The organism is Novosphingobium aromaticivorans DSM 12444, from assembly GCF_000013325.1.
GTDB lineage: Bacteria > Pseudomonadota > Alphaproteobacteria > Sphingomonadales > Sphingomonadaceae > Novosphingobium > Novosphingobium aromaticivorans.
In genome coordinates, this window is the sequence record NC_007794.1 from 54,656 (window position 1) to 74,756 (window position 20,101).

General features: G+C 67.6%; 23 protein-coding genes. 10 read left to right on the plus strand and 13 right to left on the minus strand.

Going from position 1 to position 20,101, the window contains the following annotated elements; translation table 11 throughout:
• Positions 1-83: 83 nt before the first annotated feature.
• The 9 genes from SARO_RS00260 to SARO_RS00300 form a co-directional block, all read right to left on the minus strand.
• Positions 84-665 (minus strand): hypothetical protein, encoded by a 582-nt coding sequence (locus SARO_RS00260; protein ID WP_011443715.1) that lies wholly within the window; start codon positions 663-665, stop codon positions 84-86.
• A 104-nt stretch (positions 666-769) separates the two neighbouring features.
• Positions 770-1,282: a demethoxyubiquinone hydroxylase family protein gene (locus tag SARO_RS00265; RefSeq protein WP_011443716.1), complete on the minus strand. Its 513-nt coding sequence runs from the start codon at positions 1,280-1,282 to the stop codon at positions 770-772.
• Position 1,283: 1 nt separating this feature from the next.
• Entirely contained in the window at positions 1,284-1,766 is a 483-nt protein-coding gene (locus tag SARO_RS00270) for a disulfide bond formation protein B (RefSeq protein WP_011443717.1), read from the minus strand.
• 13 nt (positions 1,767-1,779) lie between these two features.
• On the minus strand, positions 1,780-3,138 hold the full coding sequence (locus SARO_RS00275; RefSeq protein ID WP_041549842.1) for a S41 family peptidase: 1,359 nt from the start codon (positions 3,136-3,138) through the stop codon (positions 1,780-1,782).
• A gap of 134 nt (positions 3,139-3,272) precedes the next feature.
• Positions 3,273-4,517, minus strand: coding sequence for a murein hydrolase activator EnvC family protein (locus SARO_RS00280; RefSeq protein WP_011443719.1), 1,245 nt, complete (start codon positions 4,515-4,517; stop codon positions 3,273-3,275).
• A gap of 8 nt (positions 4,518-4,525) precedes the next feature.
• Positions 4,526-4,951, minus strand: coding sequence for a 23S rRNA (pseudouridine(1915)-N(3))-methyltransferase RlmH (locus tag SARO_RS00285; protein WP_011443720.1), 426 nt, complete (start codon positions 4,949-4,951; stop codon positions 4,526-4,528).
• A gap of 94 nt (positions 4,952-5,045) precedes the next feature.
• Positions 5,046-5,438 carry a ribosome silencing factor gene (gene rsfS, locus SARO_RS00290; RefSeq protein ID WP_041549843.1) on the minus strand — a complete coding sequence of 131 codons (393 nt, stop codon included), beginning with the start codon at positions 5,436-5,438 and terminating at the stop codon, positions 5,046-5,048.
• A 109-nt stretch (positions 5,439-5,547) separates the two neighbouring features.
• Positions 5,548-6,234, minus strand: coding sequence for a nicotinate-nucleotide adenylyltransferase (locus tag SARO_RS00295; RefSeq protein WP_011443722.1), 687 nt, complete (start codon positions 6,232-6,234; stop codon positions 5,548-5,550).
• Positions 6,198-7,475: a glutamate-5-semialdehyde dehydrogenase gene (locus SARO_RS00300; protein ID WP_011443723.1), complete on the minus strand. Its 1,278-nt coding sequence runs from the start codon at positions 7,473-7,475 to the stop codon at positions 6,198-6,200. The genes SARO_RS00295 and SARO_RS00300 overlap by 37 nt, the downstream gene beginning before the upstream one ends.
• Before the next feature lie 234 nt (positions 7,476-7,709).
• Between SARO_RS00300 and SARO_RS00305 the strand changes: the two genes are divergently transcribed.
• The 3 genes from SARO_RS00305 to SARO_RS00315 all read left to right on the plus strand — a co-directional run bounded on the left by SARO_RS00305 (position 7,710) and on the right by SARO_RS00315 (position 10,073).
• On the plus strand, positions 7,710-8,873 hold the full coding sequence (locus tag SARO_RS00305; RefSeq protein ID WP_011443724.1) for a M23 family metallopeptidase: 1,164 nt from the start codon (positions 7,710-7,712) through the stop codon (positions 8,871-8,873).
• A 7-nt stretch (positions 8,874-8,880) separates the two neighbouring features.
• Entirely contained in the window at positions 8,881-9,231 is a 351-nt protein-coding gene (locus SARO_RS00310; protein WP_011443725.1) for a bactofilin family protein, read from the plus strand.
• A gap of 137 nt (positions 9,232-9,368) precedes the next feature.
• On the plus strand, positions 9,369-10,073 hold the full coding sequence (locus tag SARO_RS00315; RefSeq protein ID WP_011443726.1) for a DUF1013 domain-containing protein: 705 nt from the start codon (positions 9,369-9,371) through the stop codon (positions 10,071-10,073).
• A gap of 66 nt (positions 10,074-10,139) precedes the next feature.
• Here the strand turns inward: SARO_RS00315 and SARO_RS00320 are convergent, their stop codons facing one another.
• Positions 10,140-11,141 (minus strand): NAD(P)H-quinone oxidoreductase, encoded by a 1,002-nt coding sequence (locus SARO_RS00320; protein WP_011443727.1) that lies wholly within the window; start codon positions 11,139-11,141, stop codon positions 10,140-10,142.
• Positions 11,142-11,233: 92 nt separating this feature from the next.
• Between SARO_RS00320 and SARO_RS00325 the strand changes: the two genes are divergently transcribed.
• The 7 genes from SARO_RS00325 to SARO_RS00355 all read left to right on the plus strand — a co-directional run bounded on the left by SARO_RS00325 (position 11,234) and on the right by SARO_RS00355 (position 18,252).
• Positions 11,234-11,464 carry a DUF1192 family protein gene (locus SARO_RS00325; RefSeq protein WP_041550579.1) on the plus strand — a complete coding sequence of 77 codons (231 nt, stop codon included), beginning with the start codon at positions 11,234-11,236 and terminating at the stop codon, positions 11,462-11,464.
• 219 nt (positions 11,465-11,683) lie between these two features.
• The gene (gene clpA / locus SARO_RS00330) at positions 11,684-14,062 is read left to right on the plus strand and encodes an ATP-dependent Clp protease ATP-binding subunit ClpA (RefSeq protein ID WP_011443729.1); all 2,379 of its coding nucleotides are present in this window, start codon (positions 11,684-11,686) and stop codon (positions 14,060-14,062) included.
• A gap of 125 nt (positions 14,063-14,187) precedes the next feature.
• Entirely contained in the window at positions 14,188-15,195 is a 1,008-nt protein-coding gene (locus tag SARO_RS00335; protein ID WP_041550581.1) for a ligase-associated DNA damage response exonuclease, read from the plus strand.
• Between the two features lie 60 nt (positions 15,196-15,255).
• Positions 15,256-16,851, plus strand: coding sequence for a cisplatin damage response ATP-dependent DNA ligase (locus SARO_RS00340; protein WP_011443731.1), 1,596 nt, complete (start codon positions 15,256-15,258; stop codon positions 16,849-16,851).
• A gap of 55 nt (positions 16,852-16,906) precedes the next feature.
• On the plus strand, positions 16,907-17,095 hold the full coding sequence (locus SARO_RS00345; protein ID WP_041549844.1) for a hypothetical protein: 189 nt from the start codon (positions 16,907-16,909) through the stop codon (positions 17,093-17,095).
• 73 nt (positions 17,096-17,168) lie between these two features.
• Positions 17,169-17,564 (plus strand): group II truncated hemoglobin, encoded by a 396-nt coding sequence (locus tag SARO_RS00350; protein WP_011443732.1) that lies wholly within the window; start codon positions 17,169-17,171, stop codon positions 17,562-17,564.
• Positions 17,565-17,613: 49 nt separating this feature from the next.
• Positions 17,614-18,252 (plus strand): YoaK family protein, encoded by a 639-nt coding sequence (locus SARO_RS00355; protein ID WP_011443733.1) that lies wholly within the window; start codon positions 17,614-17,616, stop codon positions 18,250-18,252.
• Here SARO_RS00355 and SARO_RS00360 read toward each other — a convergent pair.
• From SARO_RS00360 to hemB, 3 genes are read right to left on the minus strand one after another with little or no spacing between them, the layout of a single operon-like run.
• The gene (locus SARO_RS00360; protein ID WP_011443734.1) at positions 18,230-18,517 is read right to left on the minus strand and encodes a DUF167 domain-containing protein; all 288 of its coding nucleotides are present in this window, start codon (positions 18,515-18,517) and stop codon (positions 18,230-18,232) included. The genes SARO_RS00355 and SARO_RS00360 overlap by 23 nt on opposite strands.
• Entirely contained in the window at positions 18,498-19,061 is a 564-nt protein-coding gene (locus SARO_RS00365) for a gamma carbonic anhydrase family protein (RefSeq protein ID WP_011443735.1), read from the minus strand. The genes SARO_RS00360 and SARO_RS00365 overlap by 20 nt, the downstream gene beginning before the upstream one ends.
• A gap of 14 nt (positions 19,062-19,075) precedes the next feature.
• Positions 19,076-20,068, minus strand: coding sequence for a porphobilinogen synthase (gene hemB / locus SARO_RS00370; RefSeq protein WP_011443736.1), 993 nt, complete (start codon positions 20,066-20,068; stop codon positions 19,076-19,078).
• Between the last annotated feature and the right edge of the window lie 33 nt (positions 20,069-20,101).

The window sequence follows — 20,101 nt, forward strand, 5'->3', positions numbered from 1 at the left end:
GGGCCGATCCCGGGCCTGTCGGGAACGATCCCGCGACAGGCCCGGTTCCATCAGCGGATACCGGCGATACCGGCAGGGGCCCCTCAGGGGCGCAGGGGCGGCGTGGTCGACGGTTGGGCGTCGGCCTGCGCGGCGGCTTCCTCGCGCTCGCGCTTGAGGCGAGCCTCGTATTCCTTCTCGATCTGCTCGACCCGGCCCTGCTCGGCCGCCGCATCGGCATCGATGGTCTGGAGGCGCTTGGCGCGTTCCTCCTCGATCAGCTTGCCGAACTGGACGTCGGGCGAGTTCTTCTTCTCGGCATAGGCCTTGTCGATCAGTTTGCCGAGGCAGCCGGTAGCCCCGCCCGCGCCGACCGCCGAGCACGAGTTCGTGCCGAACGCGCCAACCGTTTCATAGGCCTTCACCCGCTGCGACCATGCCTGGTTGACCACCGCGTTGGGATCGTCGCGCAGCGCCTTGGGGATGCGGAAACGCTCCTCCTCGTCCTTGCGCGCGCAGACAGTGATGGTGTTGCCTTCGGAGACCGGGCACGGGTCGTTGCCATAGACGATGAGCTGGTTCACCCGTTCCCCACCCGGATCAACGAGGCCCTGGTCCTGGGCGTGCGCAGCCCCCGCAAAAGTGCTGGCAGCGATCAGGGCAGCAGGGATCAGGCGCTTCATCATAGGTCTCCGGCGGGGCTCCTGCCCGATATAGGGCCAGCCCGCAGTGAATGGTAGATGAAGGGTTGTCGTTGCGCTGAATCTAAATTGGGGCGCCCGGGCCGCGATCAGATCCGCTTGGACAGCGCGATCGCGGCGCGGCAGCCAAGGCGGATGGCGTGGAACAGCACCGGATAGGCGGGAGCCTGCTCGGCGCCGGCGGCAAGCGCAGCATCGCGATGTTCGCGTTCATCGTCGCGAAATTCGCGAATCATCGCGGCTAGCTCGGGGTCCTCGTCGCCCAGTTCGTCGAGCTGTTCGGTATAGTGCCGGTCGATCTCGGTCTCGATCGCGGCGGTGCAGGCCATCGCCGCCTTGGGGCCGATCAGCGCGGTGGCGGCGCCAAGCGCGAAACCGGCGGCCGACCATACAGGCTGCAGCGCGGTGGGACGGACCCCGCGACGCGCGATCAGTTCGTCGAAGCGCTTGCGATGATCGGCTTCCTGCGCGGCCATTGCGGCGATTTCGGCGGCATGAGGCGCACGGTCGCCCATGACGGCAAGCTGGCCCGCATAAATGCGGGTCGCGCCATATTCGCCGGCCTGGTCGACGCGAAGCATGGCGGCGGTCTTGGCGGTCATGTCAGGCACTCCTGCGGCTCTTGCCGAGCAGCGCGAGCACGAGGACCGCGCCGGCGGTCGAAATGAGGAAGTTGAAACCGGCCAGGCTGATGCCCAGCAGCGTCCACGGCGCCACGTCGCAGCGGATCACCGGTGCGTTCATGATGGCATCGAGCGGATCGCCACCCCCGGCCACGGTGGCGCATGCGGTCACGCCTTCCCACCAGCCATATTCGACGCCGGCATGAAAGCCGCCGATCAGGCCCGATGCGCCGATGCACAGCGCCGCCAGCGTCACCGCGAGGTCGCCGCTACCCCGGCCCTTCATCGACAGCGCCAGGAGCGCCAGGACGATTGCGGCGATGTGCGGATAGCGCTGCCACCAGCACATCTCGCACGGAAACAGCCCGAAGACGTATTGCGAGACCAGTGCCCCACCCATGAGGGCGGCGGGAATGGCGAGCGCGAGCAAGTATGCGGCGTTGCGGGCCTTTTGCGGTGTCATGCCGCGAGACCTATTATCCCTTCACCTTCGCCGCAAGTGCACCACGGGGCGCGGTGCGCGACAGGGTCTGGACCGCGTAGTAGAGCTGGAAATCCTTGATGTCCTTCGCCTTCAGCTCTTCCGCCGTCATCTTGAAGCGCGGGTCTTCGGTCTTGTCCTTCTCGAGATCCTTGTCCTCGAGCTTGATCTCGTTGATCAGGTGGCCGCGCAGGTCGCTCTCGCGGTAGGAGCGAAGCTGGCGCTTGCGCAGGTCGGGATCGGAAATCTGCGGCACGGCGATATCGGGCTCGATCCCGCCTTCCTGCACCGAACGGCCCGAAGGCGTATAGTAGCGCGCGGTGGTGAGCTTGATGGCGGTGTCGCGCGTCAGCGGGATCAGCGTCTGCACGCTGCCCTTGCCGAAGCTGCGCTGGCCCATCACGACCGCGCGGTGCTGGTCCTGGAGCGCGCCGGCGACGATCTCGGACGCGGAGGCGGAGCCTTCGTCGATCAGCACGATCATCGGCGTGCCCTTGGCGATGTCGCCCTTGGTATCGATCTCGGCCGGGTAGACCTCGTTGTCCCGGGCATACCGGCCACGCTGCGACACGATCGTGCCCTTGTCGAGGAACAGGTCCGACAGGGCGACCGCCTCGTCGAGCAGTCCGCCCGGATTGCCGCGCAGGTCGAGCACGAGGCCCGCGACCTTGCCGCCCGACCTGGCGCGGATTTCGTTCCACGCCTTCTGGACAGAGGTGCCGACGTCCGCGCTGAAGCTGGAGACCGAGATGACCCCGACGTTGCCGCGCATTTCCCACTCCACCGGCTTTAGTTCGATGATCTGGCGGGTGATGGTCACGTCGAACGGCTCGTCGCGGCCGGGGCGGAAGACCGACAGGCGGATCTTGGTGCCCGGCACGCCGCGCATCTGGTCGACCGCCTCGTCAAGCGAGCCGCCGTAGATCAGCTTGCCATCGAGGTGCGTGATGAAATCGCCCGCCTTGACCCCGGCGAGGTCTGCGGGGCTGCCCTTGGTCGGCGCGATGACCTTCACCGCGCCGTCGTCCATCGTGACCGACAGGCCGAGGCCGCCGTAGGAGCCTTCGGTCTGGGTGCGCAGGTTCTCGAAATCGCGGGCGTCGAGATAGGAGCTGTGGGGGTCGAGCGTGGCGAGCATGCCGTCGATCGCGCCCTTGAGGAGCTTCTCGTCGTCGACCGGCTCGACGTAGTTGGCCTTCACCCGCTCGTAGACCGCGATGAGCTTGCCGAATTCGGGGCCGGTGCGGGCATCGACCGCAGCGAGGCCGGCGGTCGTGGCGGGAATGAGCGCGACGGCAGAAACGAGCGCGGTGACGCGCAGGAGTCCGGCGAACTTGAAGGAGGCGGACTTCATTGCCCTGGGGGCCTTTCGCGAGTGAGCGTGCATTGGAGCCGTTCTATAATCAGCTGCGAATTAACGCCAGATGAGGTTTTGCGGCAGGGCGTTCCGCGTTGTTCGACGAACGGCTTACCTGCTTCGACGCAGGTTCAGCCGCGCACCTGTGCGAGGGGATTGATGGGCGCCCCGTCATGGCGCAGTTCGACCGTCAGCACCGGCCTGCCCGGTCCGGCGGTGCCGATGGGCGAGCCCTGTACCACCCTTTCGCCGACCGTGGCGGCAATGCGGCCAAGGTTCGTGACCAGCGTGGTCCAGCCGCCGTCATGCTCGACGATCACGATCCGCCCGTAGCCGCGATAGGGGCCGGCAAAGGCCACGCGGCCCGCAGCGGGCGCAATGACCTGCGCCCCGCCGGCAGGAGCAAGGGCTATGCCCGTGGTAAGGCCGGTGGGCGACTTTTCGCCATAGCCCGAGACGAGGCGACCGGAGACGGGGAGTATCCAGGCGAGGCGCGGGCCGGCCGGGCTGGGCACGGCGGCGGGCGAATCGGTCACGCGCAGGACTTCGCCGGGACGGTTGGGAGGAAGGACCGGGCCGGGCAAGGCTGCAAGCGTGGTGCGCAGCGCGCCATCCTCTTCCAGCCGCGACATCAGCGCGGACAGGTCGCGGGTCTGTTCGGCAAGCGCCATCGCGCGGTCGGCCTCGCGGCTCGCCACGCCCGTCGCCTCGCGCGAGGCGAGGCGTTGGCGGCTTTCGAGCGTCGCAAGCTGGACCCGGCGGGTGGCGAGGGCCTGTTCGCCCGCGCGCAACTGGGTGGCGGCAAGCCGGGCATCGGCCTGGAGCTTGCGGCCGCGCTGGATTTCCGCCCGCAGGCCCGCAGTCCGGCGGCGAACTTCGGGGAGCATGGTTTCCATGACCGCGCGCAGATAGATCGTGTCGCGCAGCGAATCCGAGCGGACGAGACCGAAGGCAAGCGGACGCCGGGCCATCATCTGAAGCGCGGCGGTCAGCCTGACGACCGGTTCCTGGCGCACCGCCATGCGCGCGCGCAGCGCCGCGCGCTGACGCTCGACCAGCGCGATCCGCGCCTGGGCCAACTGGATCTCGGCCTCGGACTGCTGGATGCGGGCGGCGACGGCGGCGGCCTCGCGCGCGGTGCGATCGGCCTCGGCGGTAGCCTTGCGCGCGGCGAGCTCGAGCTGATCGGCGCGGCTGCGCGAACGGGCCAGTTCCTGACCGGCGCGGCGCAGCACCTCGCCCGCCTCGCCCGCGTCGACATAGGCGCTGCCCTGCTGTGCACTGGCCTGCTGCGCGCTGGCCCGCCAGCCGACGATCCCGGCAAGCGCCAGGGCCAGGCAGACAAGACTGGAAACCAAGGCCGGGCGTGACGTCATGCCGCCGGTTATCCCTCGCGGTGGTAGGGATGGCCAGCAAGAATGCTGGTCGCGCGCCAGAGCTGTTCGGCCAGCATAGCGCGGGCCAGCATGTGCGGCCAGGTCGCATTGCCGAAAGCGATCAGGAGGTCCGCGCTTTCACGCAGGGCTTCGTCATGCCCGTCCGCCGCTCCGATCAGGAACCGCGTCTCGCGCACGCCATCGTCGCGCCAGCGCCCGAGGATCGCGGCAAATTCGCTCGAGGTGAGTTGCCTGCCCCGCTCGTCCATCGCCACGGTACGCGACGGGGTGTGCGAGGGCGGGGGGACCGTGCCGCCGCGATCGGGCAGTTCGGTTACCTTCCACCCCCACGAGATGCGCCTGGCGTAACGGTCGACCAGTTCCGCCTCGGGCGAACGACCGATCTTCCCGCGAGCGATGACGTGGAGCAGCATTTGCGCGGTCTAGCCGCTATTGCCCGGGAATTGAATCCCCAAGACTGAACGAAAACGGAAAGCCATCCGCCCGTGCGGATGGCTTCACGACAGGTCAGGCCGCGCCCTGGTCTCCGAAGGCCCACATGCGTTCGAGATTGTAGAACGTGCGCACTTCCGGGCGGAACAGGTGGACGACGACGTCACCCGCGTCGATCAGCACCCAGTCGGCCGCCGGCAGACCTTCGATGCGGACATGGCCGAAGCCGTTCTGCTTGATGCGCTCGGCCAGCTTCTGCGCCATGGAGGCGACCTGGCGGGTCGAACGGCCCGAGGCGATCACCATGTAGTCGGCGACCGAGCTCTTGCCCTCGAGCGGGATGGAGACCACCTCCTGCGCCTGGTCGTCGTCCAGCGATTTCAGCACGAGATCGTGCAACGCGGCGGGAGAATAAGTCTGGGGAGCGGTGGCGTCGGCCTTGGCCGACAGCGGTTGGACGCTTGTCATGTCGCGCGAAATGGCCTCCGTGGCTGAAGAGTCAAGGGATAACGGTTCAACCGCGCAAGTGTTTCGCATGACCGCCCGGGTGCGGTCATGCCTGCAAGGTGCTGCGCGGTCAGGGTTTTCCTCGCCTGACAGGGCGATGCGTGACAGCATCGCGAACTGGTGCCGAGCGGTATCGGCGTGCCCATTCCGGGTCGGCGGCGCGAATCGCGCTGGCCGATCGGGTATCGGGATCGAAGCGAAGAATGGTCAGCGCCGGAGCGCTCCGCATTGCGCCGGAGACGAACTGTCCGGGCCGCTGGCGCCAGCGGCGCAGCCAGGCCATGGCAGGGCTTGCCAAGGCGACCGCATCATATCCCGGACGCGCGATCACCGCAATCGGCATCTCTCGCGCAATCGCGCGCCAGTCCTTCCAGCGATGGAACTGCGCAAGATTGTCCGCCCCCATGATCCATACGAAGCGTCGCCGGGGATAACGCCGCCGGATCGCACGCAGCGTATCGACAGTGAAACGCGTGCCCAGCTCGCGCTCGATGGCGGTGGCGCGGATGCGCGTGCCGCGCGCCTGCCGCATTGCCGAGGCCAGCCGCGCCTCGAGCGGAGCCATGCCCGCCACAGGCTTCAGCACGTTGCCGGGCGAGACCAGCCACCACATCTCGTCCAGCCCGAGCGCGCCGATGGCGAAAAGACTGACGCGGCGGTGGCCGCCGTGCGCGGGGTTGAAGCTGCCTCCGAACAGGCCGGTGAGAGGGGCGGCAGCGCTCAGGGGCGAGTCTGCCCGCTGCCGCGCACCAGCCACTTGTAGGTCGTCAGCCCTTCGAGCGCGACAGGGCCGCGCGCGTGGAGCCGCCCGGTGGCAATGCCGATCTCCGCACCGAGGCCGAACTCGCCGCCATCGGCGAACTGGCTGGATGCATTGTGCATGACGATGGCGCTGTCGACTTCGGCGAGGAAGCGGTCGGCCACGTCCTGGTCCGCCGCGACGATGGCATCGGTATGGCCAGAGGCATGGCGCGCGATGTGGGCGAGCGCTTCGTCGAGCCCGTCGACCACGGCAACCGAAAGGATCGCCTCGAGATATTCGGTATCCCAGTCGTTGTCGGCGGCGGGCGCAATGCGCGGGTCGATGGCGCGCGCGCGGGCATCGCCGCGCAGCTCGCACCCGGCGTCGAGCAGCGGCTCGACCAGGCCGTGGGGATCGGGATAGGTCGCGTCGATCAGCAGGGTTTCCATCGCGCCGCAAACGCCGGTGCGGCGCATCTTGGCATTGAGCACGATCGCCTGGGCCATCGCCGGATCGGCCGAGGCATGGACGAACGTGTGGTTGATCCCGTCGAGGTGGGCGAGCACGGGCACGCGGGCATCGGCCTGGACGCGCGCGACAAGGCTCTTGCCGCCGCGCGGCACGATCATGTCGATCAGTCCCGCGGCACCGAGCATTGCCCCGACGGCGGCCCGGTCCTGCGTGGGGACGAGCTGCACCGCTTCTGCCGGCACGCCGCCTTCGGCAAGCCCGGCAACCAGCGCCTTGTGGATCGCACGGTTGGAATGAACCGCTTCCGAGCCGCCGCGCAGGATCGCCGCATTGCCGGAGCGCACGCAGAGCGCGGCGGCATCGGCGGTAACGTTGGGGCGGCTTTCGTAGATGATGCCGATCACGCCGACCGGAATGCGCACCCGCTGCAGCACCATGCCGTTGGGACGCGCGGCCTCGCTGATCACCTCGCCGACCGGATCGGCCAGCCCGGCGACCTGCGCCACCGCATCGGCAATGCCGGCCAGCCGCTCGGGCGTGAGCTTCAGCCGGTCGAGCATGGCCGAGGAGAGGCCGTTGGCGGCGCCGTTCGCCATGTCCTGCGCGTTGGCGGCGAGAATTTCGGCCTCGGCGGCACGCAGCGCGGCGGCGGCAAGCGTGAGCGCGCGCTCCTTTACCGGCGAATCCATCCGCGCGAGCTGGCGCTGCGCAGAGCGGGCGGCACGGGCAAGACCCTCGACCAGATCGGTCGCGGAATCGGCGATGGTTGCAGGCTGTGTCGACATGGCCGGCGCCCTACCACTGCGGGCCGCATCTGTCATCCGACGAGGCGATTCGCTGGCGCATTTGCCGGCGCGGGATGCGTAAACGCACCAAGGTTCCCTCGACTCGTCGGGCGACTCGCACGACTCGCCTCTACCGGACCCAATCGGATTCGCCTCGGCCAGGACCGGCGGGTAGTTCCCGCGCCGACGGGATCGAATAACCAGAACAGCCGGGGGTCGCTTTCCTTGCCAGTAATGAAACTTGCCCCGCTGCGGCTGAGGGAAGCCGTTGCCCGCGTGCGCGGCTGGTTCCCGGATCGCGAATTCTTCATGCGCGCCGAGGGCCAGGTGCGCTTCATCCGCATTTCCTCGCGCCTGCAGATGACCATCGCCGGGGCCATTGCCGCCGCGCTGCTGCTGTGGGTGCTGGTGATGGCGGCGACGCTCGTGTCGCAGTTCACCGCCGCTCGCGATCATGCCGCCCTGCTCGAACGCGAAGCAGCCGTCGCATCCGCCGAGAACCGCGTGGCGAAGTATCGCGGCGGCCTCGAAGGCGTGGCCGACGATCTCAATCGCCGCCAGGACTTCATCGAGAAGGCCATCGAGGGAACGATCGGCGAACTGCCCAAGGACCTGCCCCGTGGCACCGTTTCGGACAGCACCGGCGAGGCCGCGAAGACAGTGCGGAAAGTATCCGCCGTCCTCCCAGAAGCGCGCCGCCTGGCCGAAGTCGAGGCGCGCCAGCTTGCCTTCATCGAGCGCCTGACCCGCTTCGCCGATGCCCGCTCCGTGGCTGCCGAAACCGCCATCCGCCGCGTCGGACTCAACCCCGCGATGATCCGCTCGGCCTCGCGGGAGGGGACCGGTGGTCCGCTGATCCACCTGTTCACCGGCCGCGACGAAACGCTCGATCCGCGTTTCGCCCGCCTCGGCGCAAGCCTTGAGCGCATGGCATCGCTGGAAAAGGGCCTCGCCCGCATCCCGAACACGCTTCCGGCCAGCCTGGAATACATATCGAGCGGTTTCGGCTATCGCTCGGACCCGTTCACCGGCGGCCCTGCGTTCCACGCCGGGCTCGACTTCCGTGGCCCGGTCGGCGCGCCGATCTATGCAGCGGCGGCAGGTACGGTGAGCTTCGTCGGCGTCCGCCAGGGCTATGGCAACGTGGTGGAAGTAAGCCACGGCAACGGCCTGCTCACCCGCTACGCCCACATGTCGCGTACACAGGCGCGGGTCGGGCAGAAGGTGGACGCAGGCGCCGAAATCGGCAAGATCGGCAACACGGGGCGCTCTACCGGCCCTCATCTTCACTTCGAGGTGCGGATCAACGACCGTCCGGTCAATCCGCGCCCGTTCCTTGAGGCAAACAGGCATGTTCAGGAAATCCGCGCCGGAGCAGGCGCACAGCACCGGGAGTAACAGCACGATGGCCGCCACGTTCTCCGTCCTGGGCGCCGATCTTGCCGTGAAGGGCGATCTTTCGGCCACGGCCGACCTCCACATCGACGGCAGCGTCGAAGGCGACATCACCTGCGCCGCGCTCGTCCAGGGCGAAAAGAGCACGGTCACCGGCGCGATCCGCGCCAAGAGCGCGCGACTTTCCGGCACGGTGCACGGCTCGATCGAGGCCGGCGAGCTGGTCATCCTCAAGAGCGCGCGCATCCATGGCGACGTGACCTACGATGCGCTGACCATCGAACAGGGCGCGCAGGTCGACGGCCGCTTCGCCCACCGCGTGCACGCCACCGACGAGCCTTCGCTGACGCTGGTGAGCTGATCGGGGCCTCGGCCCAAACAAAAACTTGCCGATTCGCCATTCGCGGCTTACATCAGCGCGGTTCAAGGCCGCTCCGCAAGGGGCGGCCCTTATTGTATCCGCTTTTCGCGGAAGCGCCTTTTTTCGGGAGATTGTCCGTGAGCAACCAGCCCACGTATCCGCTGATGCCGCACGCGACCGCGTCGTGGCTCGTCGACAACACCGCGCTGACCTTCGAGCAGATCGCAGAGTTCTGCGGGCTGCACATCCTTGAAGTGCAGGCAATGGCCGACGATCTCGCGGGCCAGAAGTACACCGGTCGCGACCCGATCCATTCGGGCGAGCTGAACCAGGCCGAGATCGACAAGGGCCAGGCCAACCCCGACTACAAGCTGAAGATGCAGCGCGCGCCGATCTCGGTCAGCCGCACCAAGGGTCCGCGCTATACCCCGGTGTCGAAGCGCCAGGACAAGCCCGACGGCATCGCCTGGATCCTGCGCAACCATCCGGAAGTGTCGGACGCCCAGATCGGCAAGCTGATCGGCACCACCCGCACCACGATCGCCGCCATCCGCGATCGCAGCCACTGGAACATCGGCAACATCAATCCGAAGGACCCGGTGACGCTGGGCCTTTGCTCGCAGCGTGAACTCGATGCGATGGTCGCCAAGGCCGCCAAGCGCGCCGGCATCGAGGACGACGGCCTTGCCGATTCGCGCCTCGGTTCGGACCGCGACGCGCTGATCGAGGAACTGCGCGCCGAGCGCGAGGCCCAGGCCAAGGCCGCATCGGAAGCAGCGCAGGAAGCCGAAGCCGCCGCGTGGCTGGCCGCGCGCCGCGCCGAGGGCATCTCGGACAGCTGAGTCTTCTTTCGGCCGAAAGCCGGAAAGAAAGGGCCGCCCTTCGCGACAGGGCGGCCTTTTTCGTGCCTAGCCCACCGCCAGCACGATCTTGCCGATATGCGCGCCCTGTTCCATGCGCACGTGCGCTGCGGCGGCTTCGGCAAGCGGGAAAGTCTGGTCCATGATCGGACGCAGCGCCCCCTCGACCACCAGCGGCCAGACGGTATCGCGAATTTCCGAGGCAAGCGCGCCCTTGAACGCCCTGGAACGCGGCCGCAGGGTCGATCCGGTCAGCGTCAGGCGGCGGCGCATGACTTCGGCCATGTTGATTTCCGCCCGCACGCCGCCCTGCACCGCGATGGTCACGTGGCGTCCGTCGTCGGCGAGGCACTTGAGGTTGCGCGCGACATAATCGCCCGCGACCATGTCCAGCACCATGTGCACGCCCCGACCTTCGGTCAGGCGCAGGGTTTCCTCGACGAAGTCGGCAGCCTTGTAGTCGATCGCGTGGGCAGCGCCGATGGCAAGCGCCTGCTCGCACTTTTCCGGCCCGCCACAAGTGGCGATCACCTTCACCCCGAACAGCTTGCCGAGGAGGATCGCCATAGAGCCGATGCCGCTGGTTCCGCCGTGAACGAGGATCGTTTCGCCCTCGGCCACCATGCCGCGCTCGAACACGTTGTGCCACACGGTAAACAGCGTCTCGGGCATTGCCGCAGCTTGCGCCATCGGCAGCCCGGTAGGCACCTGAAGGCACTGGTCGGCCTCGGCGATGCAGTATTCGGCATAGCCACCGCCCGCGACCAGCGCACAGACCGCAGTGCCGATGAACGGCCAGGTCACGCCCTGGCCCATGGCCACCACCTGTCCCGCAATTTCCAGCCCGGGGAGCGGCGAGGCATCGGGCGGCGGCGGATAGAAGCCCTGGCGCTGGATCACGTCCGGGCGGTTGACCCCGGCAAAAGCGACCTTGACGAGGACCTGCCCCGGCCCTGGCTGCGGCACGCGCACGTTTTCGGGCCGAAGAACCTCCGGTCCACCCGGCGCATCCCATCCCATTGCCGTCATCGTCGCAGGTATGCCGTTCATCCACCGCCTCGTTGCATCGAATACCAATTCCGGTGTGGCTAGCCATGCAAGGCGTTGACAGCAAGGCGGCCGTGCGCACATTGTTGTCCGCAATGGATCAAGATGAGCGCCCTCGCCCCAAAGGTGACCTGGCCAGCCAGCTGGCAACCGAGGTGCTCGACCCCTATTCGCACGACGAACTGAACGAACGCATCCGCCTGCTCGAACTCGAGATCATGCGGACCGTCGATCACCGCGACAGGGCGACTGCCCATCGCGCGGCCGCCGAGGCCCTTTTCCGAAGCCCGCCGACGGCGGGTCCCGACCGGGGCGACGCGGGATGATGCGCGCCGCCCTTCCTTTCGCCGGGCGGCATTCCCATATCGGTCCTGACCATATGGCCTCGACCATTCCTGTATCCGGTGCACCGGTCCCGCGTGCATCTGTTTTCGCACTCACACGTGGTTTAGCCGCGGTTAATAACGCGTGTGCACTCTCTCGGTCCGGGCCCTCGCAAGCCCTGACGGGGAACCCACCGGCGCAAGCCAGAAAGTAGCCGTACCATGCCCAGTTTCGCCCAGAGCCTCGAGAAGACGCTGCACACCGCGCTCGCCAACGCGTCCGAGCGCAGCCACGAGTACGCGACTCTCGAGCACCTCCTGCTGGCCCTGATCGACGATCCGGATGCGGCGCAGGTCATGCAGGCCTGCGGCGTCGACCTCGGCGATCTCGGCGATGTCGTGCGCCAGTACCTCGACCAGGAATACCAGTCGCTCAAGACGCAGGAGAAGGCCGACCCGCAGCCGACAGCCGGCTTCCAGCGGGTGATCCAGCGCGCCATCCTGCACGTCCAGTCCAGCGGCAAGGACACCGTCACCGGCGCCAACGTGCTGGTCGCGCTGTTCTCCGAACGCGACAGCTATGCGGTCTATTTCCTGCAGCAGCAGGACATGAGCCGCCTCGACGCGGTCAGCTTCATCAGCCACGGCATCGGCAAGGGTGGACGCCAGGTCGATGGCCGCACGCCCAAGGGCGCCGAGGAGGATGTACCCAAGCAGCAGGAAGAAAAGGCCGACGCCAAGGGGCAGAAGAAGGAAACCGCTCTCGACCAGTTCTGCGTCAACCTCAACGAGAAGGCGCTGGCGGGCAAGGTCGATCCGCTGATCGGGCGCGGGCCGGAAGTGGATCGCACGATCCAGATCCTGTGCCGCCGCAGCAAGAACAACCCGCTCTACGTGGGCGATCCCGGCGTGGGCAAGACCGCCATCGCCGAGGGCCTCGCGCGCAAGATCGTCGAGGGCGAAGTGCCCGAGGTCCTCTCCGAGGCGGTGATCTATTCGCTCGACATGGGCAGCCTGCTCGCCGGCACCCGCTATCGCGGCGACTTCGAGGAACGCCTCAAGCAGGTCGTCTCCGAGCTCGAGAAGATGCCGCACGCGATCCTGTTCATCGACGAGATCCATACCGTGATCGGCGCCGGCGCGACCAGCGGCGGGGCGATGGACGCTTCGAACCTGCTCAAGCCCGCGCTTTCGGGCGGGACCATCCGCTGCATCGGCTCGACCACCTACAAGGAGTTCCGCAACCACTTCGAAAAGGACCGCGCCCTGCTGCGCCGGTTCCAGAAGATCGACGTGAACGAACCCACAGTCGAGGACACGATCAAGATCCTCAAGGGCCTGCGCACGGCGTTCGAGGAACACCACAAGGTCAAGTACACGCCCGACGCGATCAAGACCGCGGTCGAGCTTTCCGCGCGCTACATCAACGACCGCAAGCTGCCCGACAAGGCGATCGACGTGATCGACGAAGTGGGCGCGATGCAGATGCTGGTGCCGCCCTCGAAGCGCAAGAAGACCATCACCGCGCGCGAGATCGAGCAGGTCATCGCGACCATGGCCCGCATCCCGCCCAAGTCGGTGTCGAGCGACGACAAGAAGGTCCTCGAACACCTCGAACGCGACCTGAAGCGCCTCGTGTTCGGGCAGGACAAGGCGATCGAGGTGCTGTCCTCGGCGATGAAGCTCAGCCGCGCGGGCCTGCGCGATCCGGACAAGCCGATCGGCTCGTTCCTTTTCTCGGGCCCGACCGGCGTCGGCAAGACCGAGGTTGCCCGCAGCCTTGCCCAGATCATGGGCATTCCGCTGCAGCGCTTCGACATGTCCGAATACATGGAGCGCCACTCGGTCTCGCGCCTGATCGGCGCACCTCCGGGCTATGTCGGCTTCGACCAGGGCGGTCTTCTCACTGATGCCATCGACCAGCAGCCGCACTGCGTCCTGCTGCTCGACGAGATCGAGAAGGCGCACCCCGACCTGTTCAACATCCTGCTCCAGGTGATGGACAACGGCCGCCTGACCGACCACCACGGCAAGACCGTCGACTTCCGCAACGTGGTCCTGATCATGACCACCAATGCGGGCGCTTCGGACATGGCGCGCCAGGGCATCGGCTTCGGCGACGTGTCGAAGGCGGACGCGGGCGACGAGGCGGTGAAGAAGATGTTCACCCCCGAGTTCCGCAACCGCCTCGATGCCATCGTGCCCTTCGCGTACCTGCCGCCCGAAGTCGTCAGCCGCGTCGTCGACAAGTTCGTGCTCCAGCTCGAACTCCAGCTTGCCGACCAGAACGTGCACATCCAGTTCGATGCCGATGCGCGCGCCTGGCTGGCGAAGAAGGGCTATGACCGCCTCTATGGCGCGCGGCCGATGGCCCGCGTGATCCAGGAAAAGGTCAAGAAGCCGCTGGCCGAGGAATTGCTGTTCGGCAAGCTCGCCAATGGCGGCGAGGTCCATGTCAGCCTCAAGCAGGAGGAGGGCCAGGAAGGCGCCCTCTCGTTCGAGCTGACCCCGGCCGCGCCGAAGCTGGTCAACAAGAAGAAGGGCAAGAAGAGCAAGGCGGGCGATACCACCGCCGAGGAACCCAACGCCGACGAGGCCTGATTCTCCGCTCGAGACCTGACAGAAGAAGGCCTGCCTTTCGGGGCGGGCCTTTTTTCTGCATGCGCCAGGGCCACCCGGCACCAAGGGCACTGGAACCCGAAGCCGCGACCGGCCATTTCATGACAATGGCCCCGCCCTTTTCCTGGCTTCGACCCGAACCGCACGGCCTTCACGTGGTGCCGGCCGACGCCTGGGTCGATCCGGCGCGTGCCGTCGACACCGCCCTCGTCACCCACGGCCACGCCGATCATGCGCGCGGCGGGCACGGCCGCACGGTCGCCACACCCGAGACGCTGGCGATCATGGCGCTGCGCTATGGCGTCATGGAGGCAGGCTCGCAGCCGGTGGGTTATGGCGAGACGGTTACGCTGCGCGGCGACGTGCGGGCGACCTATTACCCGGCGGGCCATGTCCTGGGTTCCGCCCAGATCCTGCTTGAACACGCGGGCGAGCGGGTCATCATCACGGGCGACTACAAGCGTCGCCCCGATCCCACCTGCCCGCCCTTCGAGGTCGTGCCCTGCGACGTGTTCGTCACCGAAGCGACCTTCGGCCTTCCGGTCTTCCGCCACCCGCCCATCGCGCAGGAGATGGGCAAACTTCTGGCCGCCCGCGAGAACGACGCGGGCCGCTGCGTCCTCGTGGGCGCCTATGCCCTGGGCAAGGCGCAGCGCGTCATCGCGGAGCTGCGCGCCGCAGGCTTCGCCGACACCATCTGGCTCCATGGCGCCATGGAGCGGATGTGCCGTCTCTATGAGGATCACGGCGTCGACCTGGGCGATCTCAGGCCGGTGGCGGGCGTGCCCAAGGCGGCGCTGGCCAATGCCGTGATCGTCTGCCCGCCATCGGCGCTCAACGACCGCTGGAGCCGACGCCTTCCCGATCCGGTGACCGCAATGGCATCTGGCTGGATGCGGGTCCGCCAGCGCGTTCGCCAGCGCAACGTCGAACTGCCGCTGGTCATTTCCGACCACGCCGACTGGGACGAGCTGACCGCCACCATCGCGGATGTGAACCCGTCCGAGACATGGATCACCCACGGGCGGGAGGAGGCGCTCCTGCGATGGTGCGAACTCACCCAGCGCCGGGCGCGGGCACTGGCGCTTGCAGGATACGAGGACGAGGATGATTGAGGCTGGCCCGTTCCAGCCCGGCTCGGGATGGTCACTCTCCGCGTGGCGGAGAAGGCCTGCATGAACCGCTTTGCCGCCCTGCTCGACGCGCTCGTGCTCACCCCGTCGCGCAACGCGAAGCTTTTGCTGCTGGCCGACTACCTGCGCGAGACGCCCGATCCCGACCGTGGGTGGGCGCTTGCCGCGCTGACCGACGGGCTGGACTTCCCGGCGGTGAAGGCAAGCACCATCCGCGCGCTCATGGCGGAGCGCATCGATCCGGTGCTGTGGACGCTGAGCCGCGACTATGTCGGCGACACGGCCGAAACCGCCAGCCTGCTCTGGCCGGAACCCATCGGCGACCGCCTGCCCGCGCCCTCCGTCGCCGAAGTGGTAGACACGCTCCATGCGGCCACGCGCGGCACCGCACCGGGCATCCTGGCCGAGCTTCTGGACCGCCTTGACGTCAATGGTCGCTATGCTTTGCTGAAGCTTGCGACCGGCGCCATGCGCATCGGCATCTCGGCGCGGCTTGCCAAGGTCGCCTTCGCCCAAGCCTTCGACGTGCGGGTCGATGACGTCGAGGAGTACTGGCACGGGCAGGCGCCGCCCTATCTGCCCTTGTTCGACTGGGCGGCGAACGGAGCGCCACCGCCGCGAACGGACCTGCTGCCGCTGTTCCGTCCGTTCATGCTCGCCCATCCGCTCGAAGCGGAACGCCTCGATCTTGCCGAATTCGCCGCCGAATGGAAATGGGACGGCATCCGGGTGCAGATCGTCCATGTCGCAGGCGAGACGCGGGTCTATTCGCGCAGTGGCGACGACATTTCGGCCACCTTCCCCGAAATCGCGGACGCGCTTGACCGGCCCTGCGTTCTCGACGGCGAACTGCTGGTGCGCGGCGCGCATCAGGGCGGCGAGACCGGCGGCGCGGCAAGCTTCAACGCGCTCCAGCAGCGTCTCGGCCGCAAGACCGTGTCGAAGGCCATGCTGCGCGACTACCCGGCTTTCGTCCGGCTCTACGATGTCCTTATCGAAGGGGCCGAGGACTTGCGCGAATGGGCCTGGGAGCAGCGCCGTGCCCGGCTCGAGACGCTGGCCCCGCAGCTCCATCCCGAACGCTTCGATCTTTCGCAGGTGATCCCGGCCGGAAGCTTCGACGAACTTGCCGAGATCCGCGGTCGTTCGCGCGACGAGGCCATCGAGGGCGTGATGCTGAAGCGGCGCGACAGCCCATATGTCGCCGGTCGCCGCACCGGCCTGTGGTACAAATGGAAGCGCGATCCGCTGCTGATCGACTGCGTGCTGATGTATGCCCAGCGTGGAAGCGGGAAGCGATCCTCGTTCTATTCGGATTACACCTTCGGCTGCTGGAACGGCGATCCCGATGCGGGGGCCGAGCTCCTGCCGGTCGGCAAGGCCTATTTCGGCTTCACCGACGAGGAACTGAAGTGGCTCGACCGCCATGTCCGCCAGCACACCGTGGCAAAGTTCGGCCCGGTGCGTGAAACCGACAAGTCGCTGGTGTTCGAAGTCGCCTTCGATAGCGTCCACGCCAGCAAGCGGCACAAGTCCGGCGTCGCCATGCGCTTCCCCCGCATCAGCCGCATCCGGACGGACAAGCCCGCCCACGAGGCCGACCGGCTGGAGACGCTGAAGGCCTTGATCGCCGACTAGGGAACCGGCGACGGGACGCGCTCGTTCGACGACAGATTGTTGGGAGATAACGATAATGATGAACCTGCTCCTCGCCGCTCCGGCCGCGCTGCTGGGCAAGATGGCGTGGACTTCGATCCGCACCGGGAGCGAGTGGACGCGACACCGCCAGTGGGACGCGGTCGCCACCAACCTCGCCATCGGAGCGGTCCTTGGCAGCATGGCGGCGGGATTGGCATCGCGCGCGCTTCCCCGGAGCGATTGATCGCCGTCAATGCGTGTCGCGCGAAGGACGGGCAGGAACAAGGCTTCCGATCCCTGTTCCCGGAGCTGATCCCTTGGCCACCGAAGCACCCGCCCTTTCCCCCTACGACCGCATCGGCGGCAGAGAAGTTCTGCGCCGCATCACCGACCGCTTCTACGACCTCATGGACACGGACCCGGCCTATGCGGAACTGCGCGCGATGCACGCGCCGGATCTCTCGCCGATGCGGGAAGCGCTTGCCGGCTTTCTGTCAGGCTGGTGCGGCGGCCCGCGAGGATGGTTCGAGGCCAATCCCGGCAAGTGCATGATGTCGATGCACAAGCCCTTCCCGATCACCCGCCAGACGGCCACGCAGTGGGCCGACTGTATGTCGCGCGCCATCGCCGACGCTGCGCCGGAGGACACCGAGGTCGCCGACGCCATGGCGCAGGTTCTCGGCCAGATGGCCAAGGGCATGGCCCGCGACTGACCTGCAAAGAAGGGTTTGGGCTTAAGGTCGCGTGCGCTAGGCTCTCCGCGTGATCCACTACGACCGCAACCGCCGCCGCTTCGCCATCGCGCTCGCCGCAATGGCGGGCTTCGTCGATGCGGTCGGGTTCCTTTCCGCCGACGGCTATTTCGTCTCGTTCATGTCGGGCAACACCACGCGGCTTGGCGTGGCGCTCGGCACCGGCCCCTCCACCGCGCTGATGCCGCTGGTCCTGATCGCGGGGTTCGTTGGCGGAGTGGCGCTGGGTGCGCTCGTCTCGCGGCGCGCGGGAACCTTTCGCAAGCCGGCGGTGGTGGCGCTTGTCACGACGCTCCTGCTGGCGGCTGCGACCGGCAGGGCCCTTGGATTGCCGGCAGTGATGCTCTGCGGCCTCGTCATGGCGATGGGCGCGCTCAACAACACCTTCCAGCGCGGCGGCGAAGTGGCGGTCGGGCTGACCTACATGACCGGCGCCCTGGTCAAGCTCGGACAGGGTCTCGCCGCGCACCTCGCCGGGGAGCGGGCGACCGGGTGGACGTCTTGGGCGCAGCTCTGGTCCGGGCTGCTGGCGGGCGCGGTTCTGGGCGCGTTCCTGCAGGACCGTCTGCCGCAAGGGTGCCTGTGGATCGCCGCCGCCTGGTCGGCGCTCATGGCAGGGATCGCTTTCAGGCTTCCCGCGGAATCCTGAACAGCTTTTCGCGCGAAGTTGCGCCGCGCAACATTTCCACTTTCGAAGGCGCCAGCCCCAGCGCGCGGGCCAGAAGCTCCTGCACGGCGGCGGTCGCCTTGCCGTCCTCGGGCTTGGCGCGGACCTTCACCAGCACCCGCCCGCCGTCAATCTCGATGCCTTCGCTCTTCGCCCCGGGCGTTACCCGCACTGCGAGCCGCCCTTCCGGGTCGGCCAGGGCCAGCAACGCCGCGGCAGGCGGCAGATCAGCCCTCGGACGCGCCAAGGACCGCGGCCTTGTGCGCCTGGCCGTTGCGGACGTAGTGCTGCACGCCGCGCTGCATCTCGACCAGCGCGGGCTCCGTCAGGTCGCGCATGTAGGTGGCTGGGCGCCCGCCCCAGAGCTGGCGCGCTCCGATGCGCTTGCCGCCCGTCAGCATCGCGCCCGCCGCCAGCATCCCGTCGCTTTCGATATGGGCGCCGCTCATCACGATCGCGCCAAGGCCGACGAAGCCGCGATCCTCGATCACGCAACCGTGAACCATCGCGAGATGGCCAACCAGCACATCCTCGCCGATGATCGTGGGGAAGCCTTCGGGCTTGCCCGGCGCGGGACTGTCGACGTGGATGACGCTGCCATCCTGGATGTTGGTGCGCGCGCCGATGCGGATGAAGTTCACGTCGCCGCGCAGCACGCAATTGTACCAGATGGAAACGTCGGGTCCGATCTCCACGTCGCCGATGATACGGCAGCCGGGTGCGATGAAGGCGCTCTCGTGGATGCGCGGGGTCTTGCCGTTCAGCGGGATGATCGAAACGTCAGGATGCATGTGGCGTCGGTCCTTCAGGCGCCCATCAGGCGTGCAGCGTGGGCTGCGTGGTAGGTCAGCACGCCAGAGCATCCAGCGCGCTTGAACGCCACTAGCGTTTCGAGCACCATCGCATCGCGGTCGGCCGCCCCTGCGGCAACCGCCGCCTCGATCATCGCGTATTCGCCGCTCACCTGGTAGGCGAAGACGGGGACGCCGAAGGCCTGCTTCACGCGGCAGGCGATGTCGAGGTACGGCAGGCCGGGTTTCACCATCACGCTGTCGGCGCCTTCGGCCAGGTCCATCTCGACCTCACGCAGCGCCTCCTCGGCATTGCCCGGGTCCATCTGGTAGGTCTTCTTGTCGCCCTTCAGCAATCCGCGCGAACCCACCGCATCGCGGAACGGGCCGTAGAACGCCGAGGCGTACTTAGCGGCGTAGGACATGATCTGGACGTTGACGTGCCCTGCGTCTTCCAGCGCCTCGCGGATCGCGCCGATCCGGCCGTCCATCATGTCTGACGGAGCGATGATGTCGGCGCCCGCCGCCGCCTGGTTGAGGCTCTGGCCCACGAGGACCTCGACCGTCCGGTCATTCAGGACATAGCCCTCGCCGTCGATCAGGCCATCCTGCCCGTGGCTGGTGTAAGGATCGAGCGCGACGTCGGTCAGCACGCCGATGTCGTTGCCGCAGGCATCCTTGATCGCGCGGATGGCACGGCACATCAGGTTGTCGGGATTGAGTGCTTCCCTGCCGTCCTCGCTGCGACGGTCGGGTTGGGTGTTGGGGAACAGGGCAAGGCAGGGAATGCCGAGCGCGACCGCTTCCCTCGCCCGGGCAACAATGCCGTCGACCGACCAGCGCGAGACGCCGGGGAGCGAGGAGATCGGATCTTCCACGCCCTCCCCTTCAGTCACGAACAGCGGCCAGATCAGGTCGGCCGGGGTCACGAGCACTTCGCGGTGCATCGCGCGGCTCCATGCGGTAGCACGGGTGCGGCGCAGGCGAGTCATCGGGTAGCTGGTCATGGCGGGGTGACTAGACCCTCGCCGCCGCCCCCG

What these genes read in the sequence shown, in the direction of transcription:
- clpA (WP_011443729.1), top strand. Translation starts at nt 11,684, where the DNA reads ATGCCCAGTTTCGCCCAGAGCCTCGAGAAGACGCTGCACACCGCGCTC.
- SARO_RS00305 (WP_011443724.1), top strand. Translation starts at nt 7,710, where the DNA reads ATGAAACTTGCCCCGCTGCGGCTGAGGGAAGCCGTTGCCCGCGTGCGC.
- SARO_RS00335 (WP_041550581.1), top strand. Translation starts at nt 14,188, where the DNA reads ATGGCCCCGCCCTTTTCCTGGCTTCGACCCGAACCGCACGGCCTTCAC.
- SARO_RS00280 (WP_011443719.1), bottom strand. Translation starts at nt 4,517, where the DNA reads ATGACGTCACGCCCGGCCTTGGTTTCCAGTCTTGTCTGCCTGGCCCTG.
- SARO_RS00265 (WP_011443716.1), bottom strand. Translation starts at nt 1,282, where the DNA reads ATGACCGCCAAGACCGCCGCCATGCTTCGCGTCGACCAGGCCGGCGAA.
- SARO_RS00275 (WP_041549842.1), bottom strand. Translation starts at nt 3,138, where the DNA reads ATGAAGTCCGCCTCCTTCAAGTTCGCCGGACTCCTGCGCGTCACCGCG.
- SARO_RS00285 (WP_011443720.1), bottom strand. Translation starts at nt 4,951, where the DNA reads ATGCTGCTCCACGTCATCGCTCGCGGGAAGATCGGTCGTTCGCCCGAG.
- SARO_RS00270 (WP_011443717.1), bottom strand. Translation starts at nt 1,766, where the DNA reads ATGACACCGCAAAAGGCCCGCAACGCCGCATACTTGCTCGCGCTCGCC.
- SARO_RS00340 (WP_011443731.1), top strand. Translation starts at nt 15,256, where the DNA reads ATGAACCGCTTTGCCGCCCTGCTCGACGCGCTCGTGCTCACCCCGTCG.
- SARO_RS00260 (WP_011443715.1), bottom strand. Translation starts at nt 665, where the DNA reads ATGATGAAGCGCCTGATCCCTGCTGCCCTGATCGCTGCCAGCACTTTT.
- SARO_RS00365 (WP_011443735.1), bottom strand. Translation starts at nt 19,061, where the DNA reads ATGCATCCTGACGTTTCGATCATCCCGCTGAACGGCAAGACCCCGCGC.
- rsfS (WP_041549843.1), bottom strand. Translation starts at nt 5,438, where the DNA reads ATGACAAGCGTCCAACCGCTGTCGGCCAAGGCCGACGCCACCGCTCCC.
- SARO_RS00345 (WP_041549844.1), top strand. Translation starts at nt 16,907, where the DNA reads ATGATGAACCTGCTCCTCGCCGCTCCGGCCGCGCTGCTGGGCAAGATG.
- SARO_RS00310 (WP_011443725.1), top strand. Translation starts at nt 8,881, where the DNA reads ATGGCCGCCACGTTCTCCGTCCTGGGCGCCGATCTTGCCGTGAAGGGC.
- SARO_RS00300 (WP_011443723.1), bottom strand. Translation starts at nt 7,475, where the DNA reads ATGTCGACACAGCCTGCAACCATCGCCGATTCCGCGACCGATCTGGTC.
- hemB (WP_011443736.1), bottom strand. Translation starts at nt 20,068, where the DNA reads ATGACCAGCTACCCGATGACTCGCCTGCGCCGCACCCGTGCTACCGCA.
- SARO_RS00320 (WP_011443727.1), bottom strand. Translation starts at nt 11,141, where the DNA reads ATGAACGGCATACCTGCGACGATGACGGCAATGGGATGGGATGCGCCG.
- SARO_RS00325 (WP_041550579.1), top strand. Translation starts at nt 11,234, where the DNA reads ATGGATCAAGATGAGCGCCCTCGCCCCAAAGGTGACCTGGCCAGCCAG.